This window comes from Cupriavidus sp. FW306-1B-F12B, assembly GCF_058781795.1.
Genome location: NZ_JBYSXC010000021.1, coordinates 1 through 24,049, shown reverse-complemented (window position 1 = coordinate 24,049; position 24,049 = coordinate 1). Strand labels below are relative to the sequence as shown.

Annotated in this window: 21 protein-coding genes; 13 read left to right on the top strand and 8 right to left on the bottom strand. The window is 68.3% G+C overall.

Annotation, left to right across the window (positions count from 1 at the left end):
* Positions 1 to 23 precede the first annotated feature (23 nt).
* Entirely contained in the window at positions 24 to 977 is a 954-nt protein-coding gene (locus AC3WLE_RS27770) for a Bug family tripartite tricarboxylate transporter substrate binding protein (protein ID WP_492317939.1), read from the top strand.
* A gap of 20 nt (positions 978 to 997) precedes the next feature.
* On the opposite strand, the gene AC3WLE_RS27765 is transcribed toward AC3WLE_RS27770, so the two are convergent.
* Positions 998 to 3,157 carry a PQQ-dependent dehydrogenase, methanol/ethanol family gene (locus tag AC3WLE_RS27765; RefSeq protein ID WP_492356750.1) on the bottom strand — a complete coding sequence of 720 codons (2,160 nt, stop codon included), beginning with the start codon at positions 3,155 to 3,157 and terminating at the stop codon, positions 998 to 1,000.
* Between the two features lie 299 nt (positions 3,158 to 3,456).
* Here AC3WLE_RS27765 and AC3WLE_RS27760 point away from each other — a divergent pair, with 299 nt between their 5' ends.
* The gene (locus tag AC3WLE_RS27760) at positions 3,457 to 4,254 is read left to right on the top strand and encodes a crotonase/enoyl-CoA hydratase family protein (protein WP_010812087.1); all 798 of its coding nucleotides are present in this window, start codon (positions 3,457 to 3,459) and stop codon (positions 4,252 to 4,254) included.
* Positions 4,255 to 4,268: 14 nt separating this feature from the next.
* On the opposite strand, the gene AC3WLE_RS27755 is transcribed toward AC3WLE_RS27760, so the two are convergent.
* The 3 genes from AC3WLE_RS27755 to AC3WLE_RS27745 all read right to left on the bottom strand — a co-directional run bounded on the left by AC3WLE_RS27755 (position 4,269) and on the right by AC3WLE_RS27745 (position 7,918).
* Complete coding sequence (locus tag AC3WLE_RS27755; protein ID WP_492356749.1) at positions 4,269 to 5,747, bottom strand: acyl-CoA-binding protein; 1,479 nt, start codon at positions 5,745 to 5,747, stop codon at positions 4,269 to 4,271.
* Entirely contained in the window at positions 5,740 to 7,014 is a 1,275-nt protein-coding gene (locus AC3WLE_RS27750; RefSeq protein ID WP_492356748.1) for an MASE1 domain-containing protein, read from the bottom strand. The genes AC3WLE_RS27755 and AC3WLE_RS27750 overlap by 8 nt, the downstream gene beginning before the upstream one ends.
* Positions 7,015 to 7,102: 88 nt before the next feature.
* Entirely contained in the window at positions 7,103 to 7,918 is an 816-nt protein-coding gene (locus AC3WLE_RS27745) for an IclR family transcriptional regulator (protein WP_492356747.1), read from the bottom strand.
* Between the two features lie 216 nt (positions 7,919 to 8,134).
* Between AC3WLE_RS27745 and AC3WLE_RS27740 the strand changes: the two genes are divergently transcribed.
* The 6 genes from AC3WLE_RS27740 (at position 8,135) to purT (ending at position 14,916) form a co-directional block, all read left to right on the top strand.
* Positions 8,135 to 9,313: a thiolase family protein gene (locus AC3WLE_RS27740; RefSeq protein WP_492352612.1), complete on the top strand. Its 1,179-nt coding sequence runs from the start codon at positions 8,135 to 8,137 to the stop codon at positions 9,311 to 9,313.
* Positions 9,314 to 9,352: 39 nt separating this feature from the next.
* Positions 9,353 to 10,117 (top strand): SDR family NAD(P)-dependent oxidoreductase, encoded by a 765-nt coding sequence (locus AC3WLE_RS27735; protein WP_492317751.1) that lies wholly within the window; start codon positions 9,353 to 9,355, stop codon positions 10,115 to 10,117.
* A 29-nt stretch (positions 10,118 to 10,146) separates the two neighbouring features.
* Entirely contained in the window at positions 10,147 to 10,911 is a 765-nt protein-coding gene (locus AC3WLE_RS27730; RefSeq protein ID WP_456807027.1) for a crotonase/enoyl-CoA hydratase family protein, read from the top strand.
* Between the two features lie 118 nt (positions 10,912 to 11,029).
* Positions 11,030 to 12,022, top strand: a complete 993-nt coding sequence (locus AC3WLE_RS27725) for a Bug family tripartite tricarboxylate transporter substrate binding protein (RefSeq protein ID WP_492317752.1) — start codon at positions 11,030 to 11,032, stop codon at positions 12,020 to 12,022.
* Positions 12,023 to 12,203: 181 nt separating this feature from the next.
* The gene (locus AC3WLE_RS27720; RefSeq protein WP_492352614.1) at positions 12,204 to 13,448 is read left to right on the top strand and encodes an MFS transporter; all 1,245 of its coding nucleotides are present in this window, start codon (positions 12,204 to 12,206) and stop codon (positions 13,446 to 13,448) included.
* A gap of 262 nt (positions 13,449 to 13,710) precedes the next feature.
* On the top strand, positions 13,711 to 14,916 hold the full coding sequence (gene purT, locus AC3WLE_RS27715; protein WP_492352615.1) for a formate-dependent phosphoribosylglycinamide formyltransferase: 1,206 nt from the start codon (positions 13,711 to 13,713) through the stop codon (positions 14,914 to 14,916).
* Positions 14,917 to 14,930: 14 nt separating this feature from the next.
* Here purT and AC3WLE_RS27710 read toward each other — a convergent pair whose 3' ends face one another.
* A complete protein-coding gene (locus AC3WLE_RS27710) occupies positions 14,931 to 16,262 on the bottom strand; it encodes a mechanosensitive ion channel family protein (RefSeq protein WP_492356746.1) in 1,332 nt (443 codons plus the stop codon).
* A 92-nt stretch (positions 16,263 to 16,354) separates the two neighbouring features.
* Complete coding sequence (locus AC3WLE_RS27705) at positions 16,355 to 16,672, bottom strand: DMT family transporter (protein WP_492356792.1); 318 nt, start codon at positions 16,670 to 16,672, stop codon at positions 16,355 to 16,357.
* A gap of 117 nt (positions 16,673 to 16,789) precedes the next feature.
* Between AC3WLE_RS27705 and AC3WLE_RS27700 the strand changes: the two genes are divergently transcribed.
* Positions 16,790 to 17,698 (top strand): LysR family transcriptional regulator, encoded by a 909-nt coding sequence (locus AC3WLE_RS27700; RefSeq protein WP_492317756.1) that lies wholly within the window; start codon positions 16,790 to 16,792, stop codon positions 17,696 to 17,698.
* 15 nt (positions 17,699 to 17,713) lie between these two features.
* Here AC3WLE_RS27700 and AC3WLE_RS27695 read toward each other — a convergent pair whose 3' ends face one another.
* Positions 17,714 to 18,940, bottom strand: coding sequence for an HD-GYP domain-containing protein (locus AC3WLE_RS27695; protein WP_492356745.1), 1,227 nt, complete (start codon positions 18,938 to 18,940; stop codon positions 17,714 to 17,716).
* Positions 18,941 to 19,165: 225 nt separating this feature from the next.
* Here AC3WLE_RS27695 and AC3WLE_RS27690 point away from each other — a divergent pair, with 225 nt between their 5' ends.
* Positions 19,166 to 19,459 (top strand): putative quinol monooxygenase, encoded by a 294-nt coding sequence (locus AC3WLE_RS27690; RefSeq protein WP_010812104.1) that lies wholly within the window; start codon positions 19,166 to 19,168, stop codon positions 19,457 to 19,459.
* A 115-nt stretch (positions 19,460 to 19,574) separates the two neighbouring features.
* Positions 19,575 to 20,576, top strand: coding sequence for a cysteine synthase A (locus tag AC3WLE_RS27685; RefSeq protein WP_492356744.1), 1,002 nt, complete (start codon positions 19,575 to 19,577; stop codon positions 20,574 to 20,576).
* A gap of 13 nt (positions 20,577 to 20,589) precedes the next feature.
* Here AC3WLE_RS27685 and prpR read toward each other — a convergent pair whose 3' ends face one another.
* The gene (gene prpR, locus AC3WLE_RS27680; RefSeq protein WP_492356743.1) at positions 20,590 to 22,554 is read right to left on the bottom strand and encodes a propionate catabolism operon regulatory protein PrpR; all 1,965 of its coding nucleotides are present in this window, start codon (positions 22,552 to 22,554) and stop codon (positions 20,590 to 20,592) included.
* Between the two features lie 281 nt (positions 22,555 to 22,835).
* On the opposite strand from prpR, the gene prpB reads away from it, so the two are divergent.
* Together prpB and AC3WLE_RS27670 are read left to right on the top strand one after the other, a co-directional pair.
* Positions 22,836 to 23,744, top strand: coding sequence for a methylisocitrate lyase (gene prpB / locus AC3WLE_RS27675; RefSeq protein ID WP_035816536.1), 909 nt, complete (start codon positions 22,836 to 22,838; stop codon positions 23,742 to 23,744).
* Positions 23,745 to 23,831: 87 nt separating this feature from the next.
* On the top strand, positions 23,832 to 24,049 hold a 218-nt coding region (locus AC3WLE_RS27670; RefSeq protein ID WP_492363606.1), incomplete at its 3' end, for a citrate/2-methylcitrate synthase.

Here is a 24,049-nt window from a genome sequence, read left to right as displayed (position 1 = left end):
GATTGACGCGCCGGCTGCTGGCCATGACCGCCGTCGCTGCCGCCACCTTCGCCATGACCGCTCCGGTTAGCGCGGCCGATGCCGAGCCGATGCATATCATCGTCGGCTACGCCCCCGGCGGCGCCGCCGACAGCCTCGCCCGCCTGTATGCCGAGCAGCTGCGCCAGGACGGCCACGGCACGGTGGTGGTCGAAAACCGCCCCGGTGCGTCGGCGCGCCTTGCGCTCGACTACGTCAAGCGTGCCAGGCCCGATGGCAAGACCGTGTTCATTGGCCCCTCGCCCCTGTTCACGATCTTTCCTCTGACCTACAAGAAGCTGTCTTACGACGCCGACAAGGACCTTGTGCCCGCGGCGGTGCTGACCGATGTGCCGACCGCGGTCGCGACCGGCGTGCAGCAGCCTTACCAGAACATGAAGGAATACGTGAGCTGGGCCAGGCGCAACCCGGGCGGCGCCAGCCTGGGCCTGGCCACCATCGGCAGCGCCGGCCACCTGGGCACGGTGGCGCTGGGCAAGGCCGAAGGCATCGCCATCACGCCCGCGGCGTATCGCGGCGCATCGCCGATGCTGGTGGATGTGGTCAGCGGCAATGTGTCGATCGGCTGGGATGCCGTGGCCAGCATGATGCCGCTGTACAAGGGCGGCAAGCTGCGCTTCCTTGGGGTGAGCGGCACGCGCCGCGCCAAGGCGCTGCCCGAAGTGCCCACCATGAAGGAACAGGGCTTCAGCCAGTACGACCACGCCACCAGCTGGTACGGCGTGTTCGTGCCCGCTGGCACGCAGCCTGACGTGGTGGCGCAGGTGGAAAAGATGTTCCTCGCCGCCTCGGCCAACGCCGCCACTGCGGCCAAGCTGGAAGCGCTGGGCCTGGAAGTGGTGGCCCGCCCCGGCCAGGAGGGCCGCCGCCGCATCCAGCTGGAACGCGCCGCCTGGAAGCCGATCGTGGAGGCGACCGGCTTCCAGGCCGAGGACTGAGGCTCGGGCCGGCCCAGCCCTCAGGGCTTGGGCCGCACCGCGTCAGCGGTCCCCTGGATGAAGGCCTTGATCTTCTCGACATCGTCCGGCGTCAGCTTGCCGGTGAAGTCCGGCATGCCGCGCGCCATCGCCGGCCCCTTGAAGACCACCTTGTCCAGGTTCTCGATATAGGCGGCATCGATATAGCCCAGGTTGGGGATATTGCCGCCGCGGTCCACGCCGGGAACGCCGTGGCACAGGACGCAGTTGCTGACGTACAGGCCGGTGCCCGCCTTGACCTGCGCCGGGTCATATTTCACGCCCTGCAGCAGCTTGGCGGTGCGGTACTCGGCAAAGGCCGGCAGCGGTGCCTTGCCGCCGAGGGCGAAGGTGTAGACCGTGCCCGGCCCCTGCCGGTTGGTGGCGCGCTGGGCCTGTCCGTAGACCCCGCCCCAACCCACTGCCACCGACACATACTGCGTGCCGTTCAACTCGAAGCTGACCGGCGCCGCCACCACGCCCGTGCCGGTGGGCGACTCCCACAGCTTGTCGCCGCTGCGCGCGTCATAGGCGACAAAGCGGCCGTCGGCGGTGCCCTGGAACACCAGGCTGCCGGCCGTGGTCAGCGTGCCGCCGTTCCACGGCGACACATGTTCCTGCGTCCACGCGGCCTTCTGCTGCACCGGGTCCCAGGCAATCAGCCGGCCGAAGGGCTTGCCCTTGGGCGGCTCGGCGTTCAGGAACTTGGCGGTGTTCCAGCCCACGTTGCCATGCGGCGTGCCGGGCTTGCCTTCATTGAAGTTCCAGGCCTTGTCGTCCATCAGGTTGATCGGCACGTTCTGCGCCGGCAGGTAGACCAGCCCGGTCTGCGGGTTGAACGACATCGGATGCCAGTTGTGCGCGCCGTACGGACCGGGGACCGAGTCATAAGGCTTGTCGGTCGCGCGTGCCTCGGGCCGCTCGATGGGGCGGCCATTGGCGTCATAGCCGGTGGCCCAGTTCACGTCGACGAAGTTCTTTGCCGAGATGAACTTGCCGTTGGTGCGGTCGATGACGAAGAAGAAGCCGTTCTTGGGCGCGTGCAGGATGACCTTGCGCATCTGGCCATCGAGCTTCAGGTCGGCCAGGATCATCGGCTGGGTCGAGGTGTAGTCCCAGTTGTCGCCCGGGGTCTCCTGGTAGTGCCAGACATATTTGCCGGTGTCGGGATCGAGCGCGACGATCGACGCCAGGTAGAGGTTGTCGCCCCCGGCCGGGCTGCGCTTGCTGTGCGACCACGGCGCGCCGTTGCCGGTGCCCACGTACATCAGGTTCAGCTCGGGGTCGAAGGCCAGCGTGTCCCAGGCCGTGCCGCCGCCGCCCGCCTCCCAGTATTTGCCGCTGGGGTCCCAGGTCTTGGCCGCCGCAGCCATCGACTCATCCTCGAACGGCTTGGAAGGGTCGCCCGGCACCGTGAACCAGCGCCACTTCTGCTCGCCGCTGCCGGCGTCATAGGCGGTGATGTAGCCGCGCACGCCATATTCGGCGCCGCCGTTGCCGATGATGACCTTGCCCTTGAACACGCGCGGCGCGCCGGTGATGGTGTACGAGTACTTGCGGTCGATGATGGTGTCCTTCTCCCACAGCTTGCGGCCGCTCGCCGCATCCAGCGCGATCAGCCGGCCATCGTAGGCAGCCACGAACACCTTGCCCTGGTACAGCGCCACGCCGCGGTTGACCACGTCGCAGCAGCCGCGATAGCCGAGCGAACGGTCCACCTTGGGATCGAAGGTCCAGAGCCGCTTGCCGGTGCGCGCATCGACCGCATGCACCACACTCCATGACGCGGTGACGTACATCACGCCGTCCACCACCAGCGGGGTTGCCTCCACGCCGCGGGTCGACTCCAGGTTGTAGGTCCACACCAGTCCCAGGTCGCGCACGTTGGCGGCATCGATCTGCCTGAGCCGGCTGAAGCGGGTCTCGGCATAGTCCAGGCCGTGGCTGGGCCAGTCGCGGGCGGTGCTGGCGTTGGCACTGATAAAGGCGCCGTCAACCTTGGCTGCCGCATTGCGCGGCGCCGCGGCGCCGGCGGGCAAGACCTGCATCACCAGCGCCAGGGCCGCTGCCAGGAAGCCTGTGGCGCGCCTCATGACGCGGTGGGTGTGGATTGCAACATCGGGGGCAACGGGGTCCGTCGCCTGCGTCAACGCATGGCTCATATCGTCTCCTGGAGGGCATTCTTGTTGGAATTCGGGACTGCAGGATTACGGAACTGCGCGATGCCGGGCGGTGGCCTGGGCCTATAGATAATCGGTGAGCGATTCGATTATGGGTACAGGGATTACCCGCAGAAAGTCGTGCAGCCGGCGCAAGGCGGCTGGCGTCCCGAGCCTGCCGAGCGATATGCGTCGGATATTGCTGATGAAGAAATGAATATTGGACGGTGCAGGCGCCGGTGGCTTAGCCTTGGCGCCAAGGCAGGCAACCAGCCCGCATCGCCGTATCCGGAGACATCACCATGAGCAACTTCCTTCTCTACGAGCAGCAGGACCATATCGTCACGCTGACGATGAACGAGCCCGAGCGCCGCAACCCGCTGACCGGCAATACCGCCGTGGCGGAGTTCCTGGCCGCGATCGACCGCATCCACGGCGACCGCAGCGTGCGCGCGGTGGTCATTACCGGCGCGGGCACGGCGTTCTCGTCTGGCGGCAATATCAAGGACATGGAACGCCAGGCCTCCGGCGCAGTGCCGGGCATGGAAATCCGGCAGGACTACCGCTGCGGCATCCAGCGGCTGCCGCTGGCGCTGTTCAACCTGGAAGTGCCGGTCATCGCCGCGGTCAATGGCGCGGCCATGGGCGCGGGGCTGGACCTGGCGTGCATGTGCGACATCCGCATTGCCTCGGAGCGGGCGCAGTTTGCCGAGTCCTTCGTCAAGCTCGGCATCATCCCCGGCGACGGCGGCGCGTGGCTGCTGCCGCGCGTGATCGGCCTGTCGCGGGCGGCGGAAATGACCTTCACCGGCCAGCCGATCGATGCCAGGCTGGCGCTGGAATGGAACCTGGTGTCGCGCGTGGTCGCGCCCGAGGCGCTGCTGCCCACGGCCTATGAACTGGCCGGCCGCATCGCCGCCAACCCGCCGCACGCGGTGCGCCTGGCCAAGCGCCTGATGCGCGAGGCCATGCATACCCGCCTGGATACGCTGCTGGAACTGTCCGCCGGCTTCCAGGCGCTGTCGCACCAGACCGCCGACCACCGTGAGGCAGTGCAGGCGTTTCTGGATAAGCGCACCCCGGTGTTTACCGGCAACTGAGGGGCAACTGTGGTTCAGGCGGACTGCGTTTCCGCCGACTTCAGCTGGTTGACCAGCGTCACGTAGTCGCGCATGGCCTGCTCGCGTGCCAGCCCGCGGCGCGCGGCCCAGGCGTCGTACTTGGCGCGGCCGACCATGTCCATCAGGCCCGGCCGCTCGCCGCTGACATCGCCCACGCTGCCCTGCTTGTAGAGCGCGTACAGGTCCAGCAGCGTGTCGTTGCCGGGTGCGTGGCGCAGGGTCTTCGACAAGGCTGCCGCGGCTTCGAAGGCCTGTTCGGCGGGGCTTGGCCCCTGCGCCGCCAGCGCGCCGCCGAAGTGCGCGTCTTCCAGCGCGATCTCGTCCGGGAACCAGCGCCCCTCCAGCAGCCTGCCGTCGCGCAGCGCAAACGCCAGCACGCCTTGCGAGTCCAGCGAGCCGCTGCGCAGCGTGGCCGGCACCACCGCCATGCCGGCATTGAGCACCGGCGCGCCGAACGCGGTAAACGCCGCTCCCGCATCCGCCCACGCGCGCAGCCGCGGCAGCGCACGCTCGCCCCGGTAGACGCCGCTGGCGCGGTTGCTGCCGGGCTGGAACCACGCAAAATCGCCCTTGCCGCGTGCATACAGCGCGGCAAAATCGCCGCGCTCCAGGTCGGCGCGCGCGGCGGCAAGCAGCTCGGTCATCTGCGCCGGGGTCATGCGGGCGTCGTCGCTGGGCATGCCGAGCGAGGTGGGAACGCTGGCCTCGAAGAACTCCAGCACGCTTCTCGCTACCAGTTCGCGGTCGTTGTCGACGCAGACCATGTGGTAGCTGTCTTCCAGCACCAGCATGCGCGCCTGGCCGGCACGCTTGCCGTGCCCGATCTGCTCGACCAGGTAGTTGGCCGAGCGCAGGCTGGTCAGCTCGTCCAGGCGCGCATGGACCACCAGCGTCGGGCAGGCGATGCGCTGCAGCCCCTGGCGCACGAAGCCGCGCAGGCGGTTCACCTCGCGGAGGCAGGCCAGCGGCACCCAGCGGTAGTGGAAGTTCTCGCCGCGCGCGAACTTGGCCTTGACGATCTCGCGCAGCTGCTCGTTCTTGATGCCGTAAGGCTCTTCCTCTTCGACCTTCATGCGGTCCGCCACGCCGGGAACGCGGTAGAGCACGGTGCGCAGCGCGCGGTACCAGGGCGTGGCCCAGCCGTCGATATAGACCGGCGGCGCCAGCGCCACCAGGCGGCCCTTGGTGTGCTGCTCGCGCTTGACCGTTTCCACCGCCAGCAGCGCGCCCATGCACATGCCCATCACGTGCAGCGTGTCATGCTGGTCGACGATCTCGCGGTATTTGACGCGCACCGCCTCCAGCCAGTCTTCGGCGCGCACGCCGCACAGGTCCTCGGGACGCGAGCCGTGGCCGGGCAGCGTCAGCGAATGGGTGACGAAGCCCGCGCGCTTGAGGCGCTTGTGCATCGAGCCCAGGTCATACTGCGTGCCGCCCAGGCCGTGGATCAGGAACACCCCGGGCTCAGCCATGGGCCGGCTCCGGCGTGGCCCGGCGCAGCAAGGCGGCAACCTGCTCCACCTGGCCGTCGGCGCCGCGGATGCCGGCCAGGCGCTCATGGATGCGCACCTTGCCGCTGTCTGGCAGCGTCACCGCGTATTCCTGCACGCTGTCGGGCGCGTCGCCGCGCGCCACGGCCGACCAGTTGGCCTGCACCAGCCCGCGCTCGGCGGCATCGACGCGGTCCAGCCATTCATCGACGCTGTTGACCTGGCGGATGGTGCCGCCCAGCAGTTCGGCAGCGCCTTCGCTCCAGGTGGCGCGGCCGGTGACGGCGTCATATTCGACACTGGCCACGCCCACTGCCTGCAGCGTGCGCGCGTAGCGCAGGCGCCAGGCGCGGGCATCTTCCAGCGCCGAGCGGCGCCCTTCGGACAGTGCGCGGCCAAGCAGCATCACCAGTGCCCAGACGATGACAAAGCCCTGCACCTCGACCACGGCCTCGCCGGGAAAGCCTTCGATGACATTGAACGGACCCGCGCCGCCCGCGGTGCGGTAGATGATCAGCAGGCAGCCGACAAGCGTGGCGACGGCGCCGCCGCGCGGCCCCCACAGCAGCGCCGTGGCCAGCAGGAATGGCATCGGCACATAGGCCAGCGTGGAGGCCAGGCCGCCGAAGCGTTGCGTGGCATTGGCCGAGAACACCACCAGCACCGCCAGCACGAAGATGATGAAGGCGAGTCCGCCGGCGGCGAACTGCTGCATCGGCATGCCGCCCGAGCGGCGCACGCGAAAGCCGCGGAACGCTACCACCACGGGGGCCACCAGCAGCAGCCCCGCGGCCGTGGAGAAGAACCAGGCGCGCCACTCGATCGGCAAATCCAGTCCGGGCCGCTGCCAGCGCCACAACTCGACCGCCAGCGTAGCCCCCAGCGCGGCGCCCGCCAGCGCGCCAGCGATCAGCAGCGTGGCACCGAGCGGGCTTTGCGGATCGCGCCGCCCATAGGTGGCAACCCAGCCCGCCGTGCCCAGGCTGACCACCTCGATCAGCCCGAATGCCGCCGCGCCGGGCAGCGGCAGGCCATGGATCACCGTGCCCCACCCCGCCAGCGCGATGCCGACACCAGCCAGCACCGCCGGCCACGACCAGCGCGCGCACACCAGCAGCGCGGCAAAGGTGACGCCGCTGCCCAGCCACACCGGTACGGCCTCGGTTGCCACTTGCCCGAGCGTGCGCGACACGCACGCCGCCAGCAGCACCAGCACGCCAACCGTTACCGCCAAGCGGATCTGCTGCATCGGATTCCCCTCCCGTGGCACATGCGACTCAGAATAGTCGCAGGGCATGGCAGGGCCAAGTTAAGTCACTCGGAGCAAGCCATGGCGACTATCCGGCCACGCCCAGCGCCCCCTCTACATTGCGCACCAGGCTCACCAGGCGCGGGCCGATGTCTTCCTCCATCTGCTTGCTCTGCTGGCTGAACACCGGCACCGAGGCGGCAAAGATCCACGCCTCGCCGTCGCGGCGGGTGCGCATCGGCACGGCAACCGATTCGACCTCGCGGTGCAGGTCGCGGTGGCCGCGGCAGAAGCCGTGGTCTTGCAGGTCGCGGGCGGCATCGGCCAGGCGTTCCTGCAGCCAGTCGGCGCGCTGCGGATCGGCGGCGCGGAGCTGGGCGAGATACGCCTCGCGCTCGGCCTCGGTCAACAGCATCAGGTAGCCGCGTCCGGAACCCGTGCGCGAGACCGACACGCGCGTGCCGACCTCGGGCCGGAACACATGGCTGCCCACGCCCTGGGCGATTTCGACGTAGGTCAGCGCATTGCCGCTGCCGACGATCAGCTCGACCTGTCCGGCGATATGGTCGGCCAGCTCCTGCATGGCCGGGCGCGCCAGCTGGCGGATCGTCATGCGTGCCAGCGCGGGCGCGGCCAGGTTGATCAGCCCGACCCCGGGCACGTAGCGCGACAAGCGCTCCGAATAGTGCAGCAGGCCCAGCTCGCACAAGGTGTCGAGCAGCCGGAACAGGGTCGGCTTGGCCAGGCCGGTGCGTTCCATCAGTTCGCGGCTGCTGAGCTCCTGCACTGTCGGCGAAAAGCAGTTGAGGATCGAAATGCCCCGCGCCAGCGCGCTGACAAGGCGCGCCTCGCCGTCGGCATCGGCGGGCGGCGGGGCCAGGGAGGCTTGTGGTGCATTCGTCATGTTATTGCCTTGATTCAAGGTTTTTTGATACGCGAGTCTCAAAACCCGGATGTTGCCCTTCGCCTTTCCCAAAGTCAAACCGTGGTTTTTGAGTTTACAGGACGATTTTCCGAAGCCAGAATCCCAATTCATCGTATTGGACGATCAAATTTCGGTACAAACGTCTCAATATCCCAGCCACGACTCGCAACGCTCAGCCTTTTCAGGAGACACCGCATGCAACAAGCCGTCATCGTCGACGCCATCCGCAGCCCGATGGGCCGCTCCAAGCCCGGCTCGGCCTTCACCGAACTCCATGCCACCGAGTTGCTGGCCCAGGTCCTCAAGGGCCTGGTCGAGCGCAACCAGCTGGACCCGGGTTTGGTCGACGACGTCATCACCGGCTGCGTGACCCAGGCGGGCGAGCAATCCGCCGGCCCGGGCCGCGTGGCGTGGCTGGCGGCAGGCTTTCCTGACCACGTGCCGGCCACCACCATCGACCGCAAGTGCGGCTCCAGCCAGCAGGCGGTGCATTTCGCCGCGCAGGGCATCATGGCCGGGGCCTATGACATCGTCATCGCCTGCGGCATCGAGTCGATGAGCCGCGTGCCGATGGGCTCGGCCCGCATCGGCCAGAACCCGTACGGCCCGTCGATGGAAGCGCGCTATGCGCCGGGTTTGGTGTCACAGGGTGTTGCGGCCGAGCTGGTGGCCGCCAAGTACGAACTGTCGCGCCACGACATGGACAGCTATTCGGCCCGCTCGCACGAGCTGGCCGCCGCCGCGCGCGAAAGCGGCGCCTTCCGCCGCGAGATCCTCGGCATCAGCACGCCCAACGGGCTGGTCGAGCAGGATGAAACCATCCGCCCGGGCACCTCGGTGGAAAAGCTGGGCACGCTGCAGGCCTCGTTCCGCAATGACGAACTCAGCGCGCGCTTCCCGCAGATCGGCTGGAACGTGACCGCGGGCAATGCCTCGCAGATCAGTGACGGCGCCTCCGCCATGCTGCTGATGAGCGAATCGATGGCGCAGCGCCTGGGCCTGAAGCCGCGCGCTCGCTTCGTGGCGTTCGACGTGTGCGGCGACGATCCGGTCATGATGCTGACCGCCCCGATCCCCGCCAGCCAGCGCGCGATCAGGAAGAGCGGCCTGAAGCTGGACCAGATCGACCACTACGAGATCAACGAAGCCTTTGCCTGCGTGCCGCTGGCCTGGCAGCGCGCGCTCGGCGCCGACCCGGCACGCCTGAACCCGCGCGGCGGCGCCATTGCGCTGGGCCATCCGCTGGGCGCCTCCGGCGTGCGGCTGATGACCACCATGCTGCATGCGCTGGAAGACAGCGGCCAGCGCTATGGCCTGCAGTCGATGTGCGAAGCCGGCGGCATGGCCAACGCCACCATCATCGAGCGCCTGTAAGCGGCGCCTGAACCAGACATCCAGTCAAGGAGACACAACATGAAACTGACCAATATGTCCGCCGTCGTGACCGGCGGCGCTTCCGGCCTGGGCCTGGCCTGCGTGCGGCGCCTGGTGGAACGCGGCGTCGACGTCGTGATCGCCGACCTGTCGGAAGAGCGCGGCAATGCCGCGGTCGACGAATTCGGCGGCAAGGTCCGCTTCCTCAAGGCCGACGTAACCGACACCGACCAGATGAACGCCGTCTACGACGCCGCCGAAGCCATTGCCCCGCTGCGCGCGCTGATCCATTGCGCCGGCCTGGGCGGCCCGGTGCGCGTGGTCGAGAAGGACGGCTCGCCGGGTTCGCTGGAAAAGTACGAGTCGATCGTGCGCATCAACCTGATCGGCACCTTCAACGCGCTGCGCCTGGGGGCCGCGCGCATGGCCAAGAACGAACCGATCGACGGCGAGCGCGGCGCGTGCGTGCTGACCGCGTCGGTGGCCGCGTACGAAGGCCAGATCGGCCAGATTCCCTATGCCTCGGCCAAGGCCGGCATCGTCGGCATGACCCTGGTGGCCGCGCGCGACCTGGCGCAGCGCGCGATCCGCGTCTGCACCATCGCCCCGGGGCTGTTCGACACCCCGCTGCTGGCCAAGCTGCCGGAGAACGTGCGCGCCTCGCTCGGCGCCATGGTGCCGCACCCGCCCCGCCTGGGCGCACCGGATGAATACGCGTCCACCGCGCTGCACATCCTGGAGAACCCCATGCTCAACGGCGAAACCATCCGCCTGGACGGCGCCATTCGCATGGCACCGCGCTGAGCCGGATAAGGACAAAAACTGGAGAACCCATGAGCGACACGCTGCAACTGGAAACCCGCGGCAATACGCTGCTGATCACCATGAACCGGCCCCAGGCGAAAAACGCCATGGACTTCGAGACCGCGACCGCGCTGGCCGCCGCCATCGACCAGCTGGAAAGCCGCGACGACCTGAGCGTGGCCATCCTGACCGGCGCGGGCGGCACCTTCTGCTCGGGCATGGACCTGAAGGGCTTCCTGGAAGGCAAGCGTCCCAGCCTGCCTGGCCGCGGCTTTGGCGGGCTGACCGAGAAGCCGCCGCGCAAGGTGCTGATCGCCGCGGTGGAAGGCTATGCGCTGGCCGGCGGCTTCGAGCTGGCGCTGGCATGCGACCTGATCGTGTCGTCGAAGGCGGCCAAGTTCGGCCTGCCTGAAGTCAAGCGCGGGCTGGTGGCCGGCGCCGGCGGCCTGATGCGCCTGCCGCGCCGGGTGCCGTACCACATCGCCATGGAATACGCGCTGACCGGCAATATGCTGGGCGCCGAGCAGGCCCACGCCTATGGCCTGATCAACCGCCTGACCGAACCGGGCCAGGCGCTGGCTGGCGCGCTGGCGCTGGCCGACGAGATCGGCGCCAACGGCCCGCTGGCAGTAGCGGTCAGCAAGCAGATCGTGGCCGAGTCCGCCGACTGGAGCGCCGAGGAGATGTTCGAGCGCCAGCGCCCGCTGCTGGCGCCGGTGTTCACCTCGGCCGATGCCCGCGAGGGTGCCGCCGCATTCGCCGAGAAGCGCAAGCCGGTGTGGACGGGCAAGTGATGGCCCACGCCAGACCGAGGGCATCGATGTCATCCGCCCTGGGCTAGAGAACGGCCGGCCGCAAGCCGGCCGTTCGCACATTCCAAGCAGCACACAGACCAGAACATGGAGGAGACCCATGAAACACAAGCTGCCAGAATCGCTGTTCAACACGTCCGCGGCCCTGCTGCTGGCGTCCGCCGCCGCCACGCTGCCGCTGCCCGCCAGCGCCGCGGCCTGGCCTGAGCGCCCCATCACCATCATCGTGCCCGGCGCGCCGGGCGGCACCACGGACATCCCGACGCGCCTGGTGGCGCAGAAGCTATCGGCCATCCTGGGCCAGCCGGTGGTGGTCGACAACAAGCCCGGCAGCGGCGGCATCATCGGCACGCAGGCCTTCACGCGCGCGGCGCCGGATGGCTACACGCTGCTGGTCGGCAATACCGGCTCGCACGCGATCAACTACAGCGCCTACAAGCAGTTGTCCTACCAGCCGCAGGACTTCATGCCGCTGACGGACCTGATCTCGTTCGCCAACGTGCTGGTGGTCGGCGCGCAGGCGCCGGCGCGCAGCGTGGCCGAGCTGGTGGCGCAGCTCAAGCAGTCCCCGGGCAAGTATTCCTACGCGTCGGCCGGCATCGGGCAGACCACGCACCTGACGGCGGAACTGTTCCGGCTGCGCACTGGCACCGAAGTGATTCACGTGCCGTACAAGGGGTCGACACCAGCCACCACCTCGGTGCTGGCGGGCGAAACCACCTTCATGTTCGACAACCTGACGCAGGCGCTGCCGCAGATCCGCGCCGGCAAGCTGCGCGCGCTCGCGGTGACCAGCGCCGAGCGCCTGCCGGCCCTGCCGGACGTGCCGACGATGGCGCAGGCCGGCGTGAAGGATTTCGTGGTGATGGGCTGGCTGGGCTTCTTTGCGCCGGCCAAGACCCCGCCGGCCATAGCCGCCACGCTGCAGGAAGCGCTGGGCAAGGCCATGCGCGACCCCGAGGTGGTGGCCAGGTTCCGCGACATGGGCGGCATCCCGGGCGGCGAACCGCAGCCGAAGTTCGCCGCGCTGGTCAGCGGCGACATCAAGCGCTGGGGCGAGACCATCCGGGCATCCAAGGTCAGTCTGGACTAGCGAGGTGTGGGGCCGCCTTTGGCAAAGCGGAAGGCGGACCCGCCCAAAGCCAAATTGACACGGTTGGGCCTGGGGCATACCCTCGCCCTACCCTGCGGTATATTCAGCGCACACTTAAATGTAAAGACATGGAAAGCGCCCCGGGGCTCACAACGATAACGACAAGCGACGAGACCACACCGTGCCTACCCCCACCGCGCCTTCCCGCTATGAAGCCCTGCGCCCGGCATTGCCGATCCTGATCGGCGCCTCCGTGATGCTCAGCCTGGCCATGGGCCTGCGCCAGAGCCTTGGCATCTTCATGCCGCCGCTGACGCGGGACATCGGCATCTCGGTATCGGATTTCACCATCGCCATCGCGGTACAGAACCTGGCGTGGGGCCTGCTGCAGCCGCTGGCCGGGGCCTGGGCCACGCGGATCGGCTTCCGGCCGCTGATGCTGGCCGGCTCGCTGCTCTATGTGACCGGACTGGTGCTGCTGGCGACCGCGCACAGCATGGTCGGCGTCACGCTGGGCGCGGGCGTGGCCATTGGCGCGTCGATGGCCTGCACCGGCAGCGCCCTGGCGATGGCGGTGGCGGCGCGGCCGGTGTCGGCGGCACTGCGCAGCACGGTGCTGGGGCTGGTGTCTGGCGCGGGCTCGCTGGGCGCGCTGCTGGCGGCGCCGATCGGGCAGATGGTGACGCAGGCCTACGGCTGGCGCGCCGGGCTGGCAGCGTTCGTGCTGCTGGCGCTGGTGATGCTGCCCGCGGCGTGGTTTGCCGGGCGCGTGGACCGGCTGCCGCTGGTGTCGCCCGCAGGGCGCGGCCAGGACAGCGCGCGTGAAGCGCTGGGCACCGCGCTGCGGCACGCGCCGTTCGTGGTGATGGCGCTGGCGTATTTCGTCTGCGGCATGCAGCTGGTCTTCCTGACCACGCACCTGCCGTCGTATCTGGACGTATGCGGCATGGACCCGATGCTGAGCGCGCAGGCGCTGGGCGTGATCGGCGGCTTCAACGTGCTGGGCAGCATCTTCTTCGGCTGGGCCGGCGGCCGCTTCAACAAGCTGATGCTGCTGGGCGGCATCTATACGATTCGCTCGCTGGCGCTGACCTGGTACTTCACGTCGGCGCCCACGCCGCAGAGCACGCTGGTGTTCGCCGCGGTGATGGGCTTCCTGTGGCTGGGCGTGGCGCCGCTGGTATCGGGCTGGATCGCCGAGACCTTCGGCCTGCGCTGGCAGGCCATGCTGGGCGGCGTGGCGTTCTTCAGCCACCAGATCGGCAGCTTTTTCGGCGCCTTCGGCGGTGGGCTGGTCTACGACGCGCTGGGTTCCTACACCGTGGCGTGGCAGGTCGGCGTGACGCTGGGGCTGGCCGCGGGTCTGGCGCAAATTGCATTTGCCGTGGCCACGCGGCGGCAGCCACCGCTGATGGCCACTTCCTGAAACACTGTGCCGGGCCGCCCCGAACGGGGGATGCGGAGGGCGCGCTTAGCACCTAGCATGAACACTGAGCGGTCCGGTCTTGGATCCTCAGGCCTTTTCAAGCCCGCCCCCGCGCGGGTTTTTTTATGGTTCGTCGCTGAATTGGGTGGCACGCGCGCCAGGCGCCCTTCCCTGGCCCATACCAATATGCGCCCCCCTTCGGCGCCGCAGACAGCCCCCAGCACGTACAATCTCGGCTTTCCTTCCCGTCCCACCCGCTGCCATGACCACACTCGGAACGCCCCTCTCCCCCTCTGCCACCAAAGTGATGCTGCTCGGCTCCGGCGAGCTGGGCAAGGAAGTGCTGATTGCATTGCAGCGCCTGGGCGTGGAAACCATCGCCGTCGACCGCTATGACAATGCCCCCGGCCAGCAGGTAGCCCACCACGCGCGCACCATCGCCATGAGCGACCCGGACCAGCTCAAGGCGCTGATCGAGGCGGAAAAGCCGCACCTGGTCGTGCCCGAGATCGAGGCCATCGCCACGCCCATGCTGGAAACCCTGGAAGCCGCCGGCACCGTGCGCGTGATCCCCACCGCCCGCGCCGCGCGCCTGACCATGGACCGCGAAGGCATCCGCCGCCTGGCCGCCGAATCGCTCGGCCTGCCCACCAGCCCGTACAAGTTCTGCGATTCGCTGGATGAACTGCAGGCTGCCATCGACGGCGGCATCGGCTACCCGTGCGTGGTCAAGCCGGTGATGAGCAGTTCCGGCAAGGGCCAGAGCAAGATCGACGGCCCCGAGGGCGTCAAGGCGGCCTGGGACTACGCCATGGCCGGCGGCCGCGTCAGCCACGGCCGCGTGATCGTGGAAGGCTTTATCGATTTCGACTACGAGATCACGCTGCTGACCGTGCGCGCCATGGGCGCCAGCGGCCAGGTGGAAACGCAGTTCTGCGCCCCGATCGGCCACGTCCAGGTCAGCGGCGACTACGTCGAAAGCTGGCAGCCGCAGCCGATGCACCCCGCCGCGCTGGAAACCGCCCAGCGCATCGCGCAGGCGGTCACGGCAGACCTGGGCGGCATGGGCCTGTTCGGCGTGGAGCTGTTCATCAAGGACGAGCAGGTCTGGTTCAGCGAAGTCAGCCCGCGCCCGCACGACACCGGCATGGTCACCATGGCCACGCAATGGCAGAACGAGTTCGAGCTGCATGCCCGCGCCATCCTGGGCCTGCCGGTCGACACCACGCTGCGCAGCCCCGGCGCCAGCGCCGTGATCTACGGTGGCGTGGATGCCCAGGGCGTGGTCTTCGATGGCGTGGACCAGGCACTGAGCGTGCCGCAGACCGAGGTGCGCCTGTTCGGCAAGCCCGAGAGCTTCGTCAAGCGCCGCATGGGCGTGGCGCTGGCGTACGCCGACGATGTCGACACCGCCCGCACCCGCGCCAAGGAAGCTGCCAGCCGCGTGCGTCCGCGCGCGGTCGGCTGAGCGTCAGGCGCAGCTCAGATCGGATGGCTGCTCGCGGCGGCGCCGTGGGCAGGCGCATGATGGACGGCGGCCTGTGCCGCCGCCACCTGCGCCGCGGCCAGCACCGGCGAGATGCGCACGCCGGTCAGGTCCGCGCCTGACGGCGCCTGGTACAGGCGCAGGCCCAGTTCGGGCAGGATCGCCAGCAGGTGGTCGAAGACATCGCCCTGGATGCGCTCATAGTCCATCCACGCGGTCAGCGCGGTAAAGCAGTAGATCTCTACCGGGATGCCCTGCGAATCGGGCTCCATCATGCGCACGTTCAGCAGCAGGTCGTGGTGGATCTCCGGGTGCGCCTTCAGGTAGGCAATGCCATAGGCGCGGAAGGTGCCGACATTGGTCAGCCGGCGCCGGTTGACCGGGTCATTGCCGGCGGCAATCAGCAGGCGGTTGGCCTCGTCGACCTCGGCCTGCTTCTCTTCCAGGTAGTCGTGCAGCAGCCGGAAGCGCATCAGCGCCTTCACTTCCCGGTCCTCCAGGAAGCGCACGCTGCCCGCATCCAGCCGCAACGTGCGCTTGATGCGCCGCGCGCCGGATTCGAACATCTGCCGGTAGTTGCGGTAGCTCTCGGAGAACAGCTTGTAGGTCGGCACCGTGGTCACGGTGTTGTCCCAGTTCTGCACCTTGACGGTATGCAGCGCGATGTCCTTGACGTAGCCGTCGGCATTGCACTGGGGCATCTCGATCCAGTCGCCGATGCGCAGCATGTCGTTGGAGGTCAGCTGGGTACTGGCCACCAGCGACAGCAGTGTGTCCTTGAACACCAGCAGCAGCACCGCCGACAGCGCGCCCAGGCCAGACAGCATCCACAGTGGCGAGCGGTTGATCAGGATCGACAGCACCAGCACCGAGCACACCAGCCCCAGCCCGAGGCGCCCCACCTGGATATAGCCCTTGATCGAGCGCGTCTGCGCCTGGCGGCTGCTGGCGTATACGTCCTGCCAGGCGCTCAGCACGCCGCCAAGCATCAGGAAGAAGCAGATCCACAGGCCGGCATGGGCCAGGCGCTCGATGGCCAGCGCATAGCGGCCCATGTGCGGCACTTCGCCAATGCCGACGGTGATCACCCCGAACCCGACCGCATAGCCGAAGCGCCGATAGGCACGATATCGCGTCAGCGCCTTGCTCCAGGGCGCCTTGCCCCATACCGTCAGCAAGCGATGGGCGATGCGCGACATCACATGGCCGAACAGCCACTGCGCGACCACGGCGATCAGCACCAGCACCAGCAGGTACAAGGCAATCTGGGCCCACGGATGGGCCGGAATACGTTGCTGGAACAGCTCCAGCAGGGCATCGAAACTCATGGAGGGGCGACTTTATAGCCTGGGAGTTGGCCAGATAGTGTACAGAACGTGCCCGCCACACCCCGAATCCGTAACGGATTCCCCCCAAGGTCCTACGCCGGCAGCAGCTTCAATCCGCCAATCCCCACGAAGATCAGCCCGATCAGCACCAGCCGCATCGGCGCGGCGCTTTCGCCCAGGAACAGGAAGCCGATCACCGTCACCCCGATCGCCCCGATCCCGGTCCAGATTGCGTATGCCGTCCCGACCGGCAGATGCCGCAGCGCCGCGCTGAGCAGGAAGATACTGACCAGCGCCGCCCCGATGCCCAGTGCCGTCGGCCCGGGCCGCGTCCAGCCGTCGGTATGTTTGAGCGCCAGCGCCATCACGATCTCGATCAGGCCCGCCAGCACCAGCAGCATCCACGCCATCGCCATGTCTTTCATCCAGGTGTGCCGCCCGACACCCATTGCCGGGCACGCCACGCCACTGTAGGCTGTGCAGATCAGCACGAAAACTGGCGAATTCTGCAAAGGGGCTATGCAAACATGCAGGAAGCAGACTGGGACGACCTGAAGTACTTCCTTGCCGTGGGCCAGTCCGGCTCGCTCGCTGGCGCCGCGCGCGCCCTGCACGTCAACCATTCCACGGTCCTGCGCCGGCTGGCGCGGCTGGAAGAGACCCTGGGCACCCTGCTCTTTGAACGCCATGCCACCGGCTATGCCATGACCGCTGCCGGCGAGGCCCTGGCGCACCGCCTAGCCGGCGTCGGCGAGCAGATCGATGCGGCCCAGCGCCAGTTGTCCGGCCTCGACAGCCAGTTGAGCGGCCCGTTGCGCGTGACCACGACCGACACGCTGCTGGGTGGCCTGCTGATGCCCCTGTTTGCGGAATTCCGGTCGATGCACCCGCGCATCCAGCTGCAGATCGTCATCAATAACAGCTTCCTGAGCCTGAGCCGGCGCGAGGCCGATGTGGCGATCCGGCCGGCGAATGCGCCGCCGGAGTACCTGGTGGGCCGTCGTATCGGGCGGCTGCAGACGGCACCATACGCGGCGCGGCGCTACCTGCAGCAACTCGGCCTGCCAACGGAAGCCGACCATCCGCGGCTGGCGGACTGGGCGGCCTATGACTGGGTCGTGCCGGACGAAGCGCTGTCACACCTTGCCCAGGCGCGCTGGATACGCGACCACGTGCCCGAACCCCGCCGCGCCGTCAGTGCCGACAGCCTGGTGGCGATGGCGGATGCCGTGCGGCACGGCATGGGCGCCGGCATGCTGCTGTGCCTGCTGGCCGGGGCCGACCCAGACCTGGTGCGGCTGGCGCCAGTCGATGAAGCCATGGATACCGATTTATGGGTGCTGACGCATCCGGATCTCAGGCACAGCGCGCGCGTGCGGGTGCTGGGCGATTTCCTGTATGAGCGGCTGAGGCAAGGGGAATGGGTGGCGGGCTGAAGACTTGCCCCCGGTTCAGGCCGCCGCCGCATACATCTCCATCAACTGCTCATCTGTGTACCCCCAGTCGGCCGCGTTCTCAAACGCCACCACCGTTTCGTCGCTATGGCGCAGGTCGATCAGTTCGGTTGGGACGGGCCTTGACTGCGACACGGAATAGAACGCCATCACCTTCGGCCGCAGCGGGTCGGCCTCGTTCTGCGCACAGACCACGGCCAGCCGGTTCGAACGCAGCCGCAGCACGGTGCCGAGCGGGTAGATGCCGACGGTGCGGGTGAAGGCCTTGAACACGCGCCGGTCGAACAGCGTGTCGACACGCACGGCCATGTATTCCATGGCGCGGGCCGGCGACCACGGCTGGTGGCCCGGGCGGCTGGAAGTGAGCGAGTCATAGGCATCGCAGATTGCGCCGATCTTGGCGTGCACGCTCAGTTCGCTCCCCGCCAGGCCGTAGGGAAAGCCACGCCCGTCCACGCGTTCGTGATGGTGGACGCAGACATCGAGCGGGATGTTCGAATAGAGCCGGGCCTCGTTCAGGATGCGGTAGCCAGCCGAAGGATGCCGGCGGTAGATCTCCTCTTCCTCGGGCGTGCGTTCGCTGGCCTTGTGCATGGGGGTATCGGGCAGCGTCAGCTTGCCGATGTCGTGGACCAGGCCGGCCAGGCCGAGCTCGCGCACCTCGTCGTCGGGCAGGCCCAGCGTGCGGCCGACTGCGATCATCAGCGCGCAGACGGCGAAGGCGTGCATGTAGTTTTCGTCGCCACGCGCCTTGAGCCGCGCCAGCGCCAGCAACGCCTGCCCATGGCGCGACAGGGAGCGTGAGGCGGAATCGACCAGCAGCAGCGCGCCGTTGACCTCCAGCGCCCGGCCCATGCGGATGTCGGCGAACATCGAGCCGATCACGGCCTTGCCGGATTGCAGTAGCTCGCGCGCGCGGACAATCTCGGCATCAAGGGCGGCCGCGGGTGGCGGCGCGGTGGCCGGGTCCATGGCGTCGGGCGCGGACTCCGGGACCGGTCCGGGTATTTCCGGCGTGTCCGGCGTGTCCGGCGCTGCTATGTTGCGGCCCTTCAGGATGTCGATCCAGACCTCCTGCACCCCTGCCGACTGTATCTGCCGCACCTGGTCCTCATTGGCGACCAGGAACTTTGCGCGCCAGAACGGATGGTTGATCCACGGGCCGCCAAGCCTGGCGACAAACATCCCGACCTGCAGTTGCTCCGACCGTATGCGTCTCAACATGCGTTACCCCCTCGGATGATGGTTTTCTTGTTGTCGATCCGGTTATCGGCAGCCGCCGGCAGGACTTTAGCCCCCATTGCGGGGGAAGAACCGTGCCGCCCGCCCTTGTCAAGCGCCGCCCGAATGCCCGGACGGCGTCCTCGGGCATTGCCGGGGGCGGTGCCGCCGGCGCTACAATGGCCTGCCCAGTGCTCACAGACGCCAGCCAGTCGCCCCCGTTCACCCATGTCCGGAACGTACACGCTAGTCGGCATCGCCCGTGCCAAGACCCACCGCCGCGAGGCGCTGGTATCCCAGCTCACCACGCTGCGCTCGCGCGGGCTGACCGAGCCCGGCTGCCTGGACTACCACGTCGGGCAAGACGCCGAAGATGCGCGGGTATTCGTGATCTACATGGTCTGGGACTCCAAGCGCGCGCTCGAATCGCACCTGAACCGGCCCTATATGCGCGATTTCCACGCATCGCGCGCGGATTTCGTCGAAGGCGATTTCAGTTTCCGCTGGCTCAACGCCGCCTGATCCGCCCGGCCACGGGCAATCCCGATCACTTTCTGCCATCCCCCTGCTTGTCATTCCCGCCGCACCGATCTATCACTCAATGTGACGCCCGCAGCGGGCACGGCAGGAGTGCACCATGGAAGTCAGGGATGGATTTGCCGGCACCATCGGCCACACCCCGCTGATCCGGCTGGCCGGCCTGAGCGCCGAGACCGGCTGCGATATCTACGGCAAGGCGGAATTCCTCAATCCTGGCGGCTCGGTCAAGGACCGCGCGGCACTCTACATCATCCGTGACGCCGAACGGCGCGGGCTGCTGACGCCCGGCGGCACGGTCATCGAAGGCACCGCCGGCAATACCGGCATCGGCCTGGCCCACCTGTGCGCGGCGCGCGGCTACCGCTGCATCGTCGTGATACCCGATACGCAGTCGCCCGAGAAAATGGAGCGGCTGCGCATGCTCGGCGCCGAAGTTCGCGCGGTGCCCGCCAAGCCTTACGCCGATCCGGACAACTACCAGAAGATTGCCGGCCGGCTGGCCGACGAGACCGACAACGCGATCTGGGCCAACCAGTTCGACAACCTGGCCAACCGCCAGGCCCACTACGAGACCACCGGCCCCGAGATCTGGCACGCCACCGGCGGGCATATCGATGCCTTCACCTGCTCCACCGGCACCGGCGGCTCGCTGGCCGGCATCGCGCGCTGCCTGAAAGAGCACAAGCCCGGCGTGCGCATCGTGCTGGCCGACCCGCACGGCAGCGCCCTCTATAACTTCGTCAAACACCGCGAGCTCAAGTCCGAGGGCAGTTCGATCACCGAGGGCATCGGCACCAGCCGCGTCACCGCCAACCTGCAGGACACGCCCATCGACGATGCGGTGCGCATCGTCGACCAGACCTGCGTGGACATGGTCTACCGCCTGCTGCGCGAGGAAGGGTTGTTCCTGGGCGGGTCGTCGGGAATCAACGTCGGCGCCGCGGTGGCGCTGGCGCGCGAGATGGGGCCGGGCCATACCATCGTCACGCTGCTATGTGACCGCGGTGACCTGTACATGGCACGGCTGTTCAATGAGGCCTGGCTGGAGGGCAAGGGGCTGCAGCCGATTCCGTTCCGGCGTGCCGGCCCCGCCGGGTAAATGCCTGCGCGGCTCACGCCGCCTTTAGCCGCCGCCACAGCGTGGTCGGGCTGATGCCGAGGACATGGCAGGCCGCGGCGCGGTCGCCGCCGCACTCGGCCAGCACGCGCCGGATATGCTCGACTTCGCTGGATTGCTTCACGCCGGCCAGTGAACGGCGCGGGCGTGTTGCCGGCGCGGCGGGCTCAGCGTCGGCCTCGGCCGGCGCCAGCACGCCATCGCCGAACAGCTCCGGCACGGCTGCCTGCAGCTCGCGCTGCAGCGCGTCGCTGTCCAGCCGGCGCCCGGCCACCAGCACGGCGATCCGTTCGGTCACGTTTTCCAGCTCGCGGATATTGCCCGGCCAGCGGTAGTGCGCCAGCCGCGCGCGGGCCGCGGCGGGCAGGCGCTGCGGCCGGTCCATGCCCAGGCGCTCCTGGGCGCGCCGGTACAGCAGCTCGGCCAGTTCCTGCAGGTCTTCGGAGCGGTCGCGCAGCGGCGGCATCTCGATGCGCAGGATATTGAGGCGGTAGTACAGGTCCTGCCGGAATGAGCCATCGCGCACCATCGCGGCCAGGTCGCCGTGGGTGGCGCCGATCACGCGCACGTTGACCGGCACGGCGTCGAGCCCGCCGATCGGCAGCACCTGCTTTTCCTGCAGCACGCGCAGCAGGCGCGTCTGCAGCGCGGACGGCATGTCGCCCACCTCGTCGAGGAACAGCGTGCCGTTGTGGGCCGACTCGAACAGGCCGGCCTTGCCGCCGCGGCGCGCGCCGGTGAAGGCGCCCTCTTCATAGCCGAACAGCTCGCTCTCCAGCAGCGCCTCGGGGAAGGCCGCGCAATTGACCGCCACGAACGGGAAGGCGCGGCGCGGGCTGGCGTCGTGCATGCCCTGTGCCAGCACCTCCTTGCCGGTGCCGCTTTCGCCGCCGATCAGCACGGTGGAATCGACTGCCGCGTAGCGCCGCGCCAGCTCGCGCAGCTCGGTCATGGCCGCGGAGGTGCCGGCCAGGTCGTCCAGGCTGTAGCGCACCCCGGCCGGCCGCGTGCGGGCGCGCGAGCGCAGGTTGCGGTCCACGCGCTGGATCGCGCTGGCGTCCTGGATGGTCAGCACCGCGCCGGCGGTGCCGGCCTCGCCGATGATGGGGATGCGGTTGACCACCACCATCTTGTCGCCGAGCTTGTGGATCGCTTCCAGTTCCTTGTCGCCGCTCTGCATCACGCCTTCGAGCGCCAGGTTTGGCGCCAGCGTCTGCAGCTTGCGCCCGACCGCGGCAGCAACGGAAGTGCCGAGAAAACGCTCCATCGCCGGGTTGAACGACTGGATGCGCCCTTCGGCATCCACCGCCGCCACGCCCTCGTTCAGGTGCGCCAGGATGGTGTTGACGTAGTCGCGCCGGGTGGCCTCGATGCGGCGCAGGCGCGCGGCCTCGATCGCGTCTTCGAGCGCCATGCGCACCGAGTTGCCGGAGTACAGGAACACGCCGGTCAGGCCATAGCGGTCGGCCAGGTCGGTCACCAGGCCGGGGCCGACCACGACCTGGATGCCTTCCTGCTTGAGCGCCTTCACGCGCGCCACGGCGTCGTCCTCGGTCAGGTAGGTATAGGCCGGGACCGACAGCGAGAACGCGCGCACGAATTCATCCACCTCGGCATACGTCGACGCGTGCGTGACCAGCGCCACCCGCGGCGAGATGCGCCGCGCGGTGGCCAGCGCGCTCATCACGTCGAAGCCCGTGACCTTGACCAGCACCACCGGCACATCCACGTGCTGGCGCAGGTAGGCGCCGTTGGAGCCGCCCGCCACCACCACGTCGAGCCGGCCCTCGCGCGCCTCGCGCGCCACGGCGCTGGCGGCGGCCTCGAAACCCTTGCCGACGATGCGGAATTCGGCCCGGTCGGCGTAGGCCGGAATCAGGTCGGCAAAGGCGCGCGCCAGGCGGCTGATGCCGATGGCCCAGATGCGCGGACGGGCTTGCGTGGAAACGGGAGGAGCCATGGTGCAATGCGGAAGGAATGCGTGGTGAAACCCGGGACGAACAGGCGTACAGTGCTGGCACATTGTCCGCCACGCGGCCTGGGATTTCAACTTTGAATTCCAAACTTGTGATTTTGGAATTCAATTGTGTTGAAAGGATGACATGAAATCGGTGGCCAGGCCAGCCGCCCTGCCCGCCAGCCCAGCGCTGGCAAGGGCTGGCGGATATTCCGTGTGGCCAGGCAAAGGCCTGGCACACCGCTTGCAGTATTAGGCCCGTCCCGTTCACCAACGCATACGCCATGACCTACTCCGCTTCCGACCTCGCGCGCTCCGCTGGCGCCCGCTTCCGCCAGGCGCTTGCCGACGAGCATCCGCTGCAGGTAGTCGGCACCATCAATGCCAACCATGCCCTGCTGGCCAAGCGCGCCGGCTACCGGGCCATCTACCTGTCGGGTGGCGGCGTTGCGGCCGGCTCGCTGGGCCTGCCGGACCTGGGCATCTCGAACCTGGACGACGTGCTGACCGATATCCGCCGCATCACCGACGTGTGCGACACGCCGCTGCTGGTGGACGTCGACACCGGCTTCGGCGCCTCGGCCTTCAACGTGGCCCGCACCACGAAGTCGCTGATCAAGTTCGGCGCGGCGGCCATGCACATCGAAGACCAGGTCGGCGCCAAGCGCTGCGGCCACCGCCCCAACAAGGAAATCGTCTCGCAAGGTGAAATGGTCGACCGCATCAGGGCCGCCGTCGACGCCCGCACCGACGAGAACTTCGTGATCATGGCCCGCACCGACGCGCTCGCCGTCGAAGGCCTGGACAAGGCCATCGAGCGCGCCGTCGCGTGCGTGGAAGCCGGTGCCGACGCCATCTTCCCGGAAGCCATGACCGACCTGGCCATGTACCGCAAGTTTGTCGATGCGGTGAAGGTGCCGGTGCTGGCCAACATCACCGAATTCGGCGCCACGCCGCTGTTCACCACCGAGGAACTCGGCGGCGCCGGCGTGTCGATGGTGCTGTACCCGCTGTCGGCCTTCCGTGCCATGAACAAGGCGGCGGAGAACGTCTACGCGGCCATCCGCCGCGACGGCACGCAGAAGAACGTGGTCGATACCATGCAGACCCGCGCCGAGCTCTACGAGAGCATCGGCTACCATGACTTCGAGCAGAAGCTTGACGCGCTCTTCGCACAAGGCAAGGGCAAGTAAGCAAGACTCACGCGCGGCCGGGCTTTGTCCCGGCCGCTTGCACGACAACAGACAGGCAATACCAGGCGTCACACAAAGGAGACCCAGATGTCCGAAGCGCAACCGCTCGTCACTCCCAAGCCCAAGAAATCCGTCGCCCTGTCGGGCGTGACCGCCGGCAATACCGCGCTGTGCACCGTCGGCCGCACCGGCAACGACCTGCACTACCGCGGCTACGACATCCTCGACATCGCCGAGACCTGCGAGTTCGAGGAAATCGCCCACCTGCTGGTGCACGGCAAGCTGCCGACCAAATCCGAACTGGC

Bases quoted from the DNA above. Each gene is read 5' to 3' on its own strand.
- AC3WLE_RS27685 (WP_492356744.1), top strand. From the start codon at position 19,575: ATGGAAGTCAGGGATGGATTTGCCGGCACCATCGGCCACACCCCGCTG.
- AC3WLE_RS27750 (WP_492356748.1), bottom strand. From the start codon at position 7,014: ATGCAGCAGATCCGCTTGGCGGTAACGGTTGGCGTGCTGGTGCTGCTG.
- AC3WLE_RS27745 (WP_492356747.1), bottom strand. From the start codon at position 7,918: ATGACGAATGCACCACAAGCCTCCCTGGCCCCGCCGCCCGCCGATGCC.
- AC3WLE_RS27740 (WP_492352612.1), top strand. From the start codon at position 8,135: ATGCAACAAGCCGTCATCGTCGACGCCATCCGCAGCCCGATGGGCCGC.
- AC3WLE_RS27690 (WP_010812104.1), top strand. From the start codon at position 19,166: ATGTCCGGAACGTACACGCTAGTCGGCATCGCCCGTGCCAAGACCCAC.
- AC3WLE_RS27760 (WP_010812087.1), top strand. From the start codon at position 3,457: ATGAGCAACTTCCTTCTCTACGAGCAGCAGGACCATATCGTCACGCTG.
- prpB (WP_035816536.1), top strand. From the start codon at position 22,836: ATGACCTACTCCGCTTCCGACCTCGCGCGCTCCGCTGGCGCCCGCTTC.
- AC3WLE_RS27730 (WP_456807027.1), top strand. From the start codon at position 10,147: ATGAGCGACACGCTGCAACTGGAAACCCGCGGCAATACGCTGCTGATC.
- AC3WLE_RS27765 (WP_492356750.1), bottom strand. From the start codon at position 3,157: ATGAGCCATGCGTTGACGCAGGCGACGGACCCCGTTGCCCCCGATGTT.
- AC3WLE_RS27770 (WP_492317939.1), top strand. From the start codon at position 24: ATGACCGCCGTCGCTGCCGCCACCTTCGCCATGACCGCTCCGGTTAGC.
- AC3WLE_RS27735 (WP_492317751.1), top strand. From the start codon at position 9,353: ATGAAACTGACCAATATGTCCGCCGTCGTGACCGGCGGCGCTTCCGGC.
- AC3WLE_RS27755 (WP_492356749.1), bottom strand. From the start codon at position 5,747: ATGGCTGAGCCCGGGGTGTTCCTGATCCACGGCCTGGGCGGCACGCAG.
- AC3WLE_RS27710 (WP_492356746.1), bottom strand. From the start codon at position 16,262: ATGAGTTTCGATGCCCTGCTGGAGCTGTTCCAGCAACGTATTCCGGCC.
- AC3WLE_RS27700 (WP_492317756.1), top strand. From the start codon at position 16,790: ATGCAGGAAGCAGACTGGGACGACCTGAAGTACTTCCTTGCCGTGGGC.
- AC3WLE_RS27705 (WP_492356792.1), bottom strand. From the start codon at position 16,672: ATGGCGTGGATGCTGCTGGTGCTGGCGGGCCTGATCGAGATCGTGATG.
- AC3WLE_RS27725 (WP_492317752.1), top strand. From the start codon at position 11,030: ATGAAACACAAGCTGCCAGAATCGCTGTTCAACACGTCCGCGGCCCTG.
- AC3WLE_RS27695 (WP_492356745.1), bottom strand. From the start codon at position 18,940: ATGTTGAGACGCATACGGTCGGAGCAACTGCAGGTCGGGATGTTTGTC.
- purT (WP_492352615.1), top strand. From the start codon at position 13,711: ATGACCACACTCGGAACGCCCCTCTCCCCCTCTGCCACCAAAGTGATG.
- prpR (WP_492356743.1), bottom strand. From the start codon at position 22,554: ATGGCTCCTCCCGTTTCCACGCAAGCCCGTCCGCGCATCTGGGCCATC.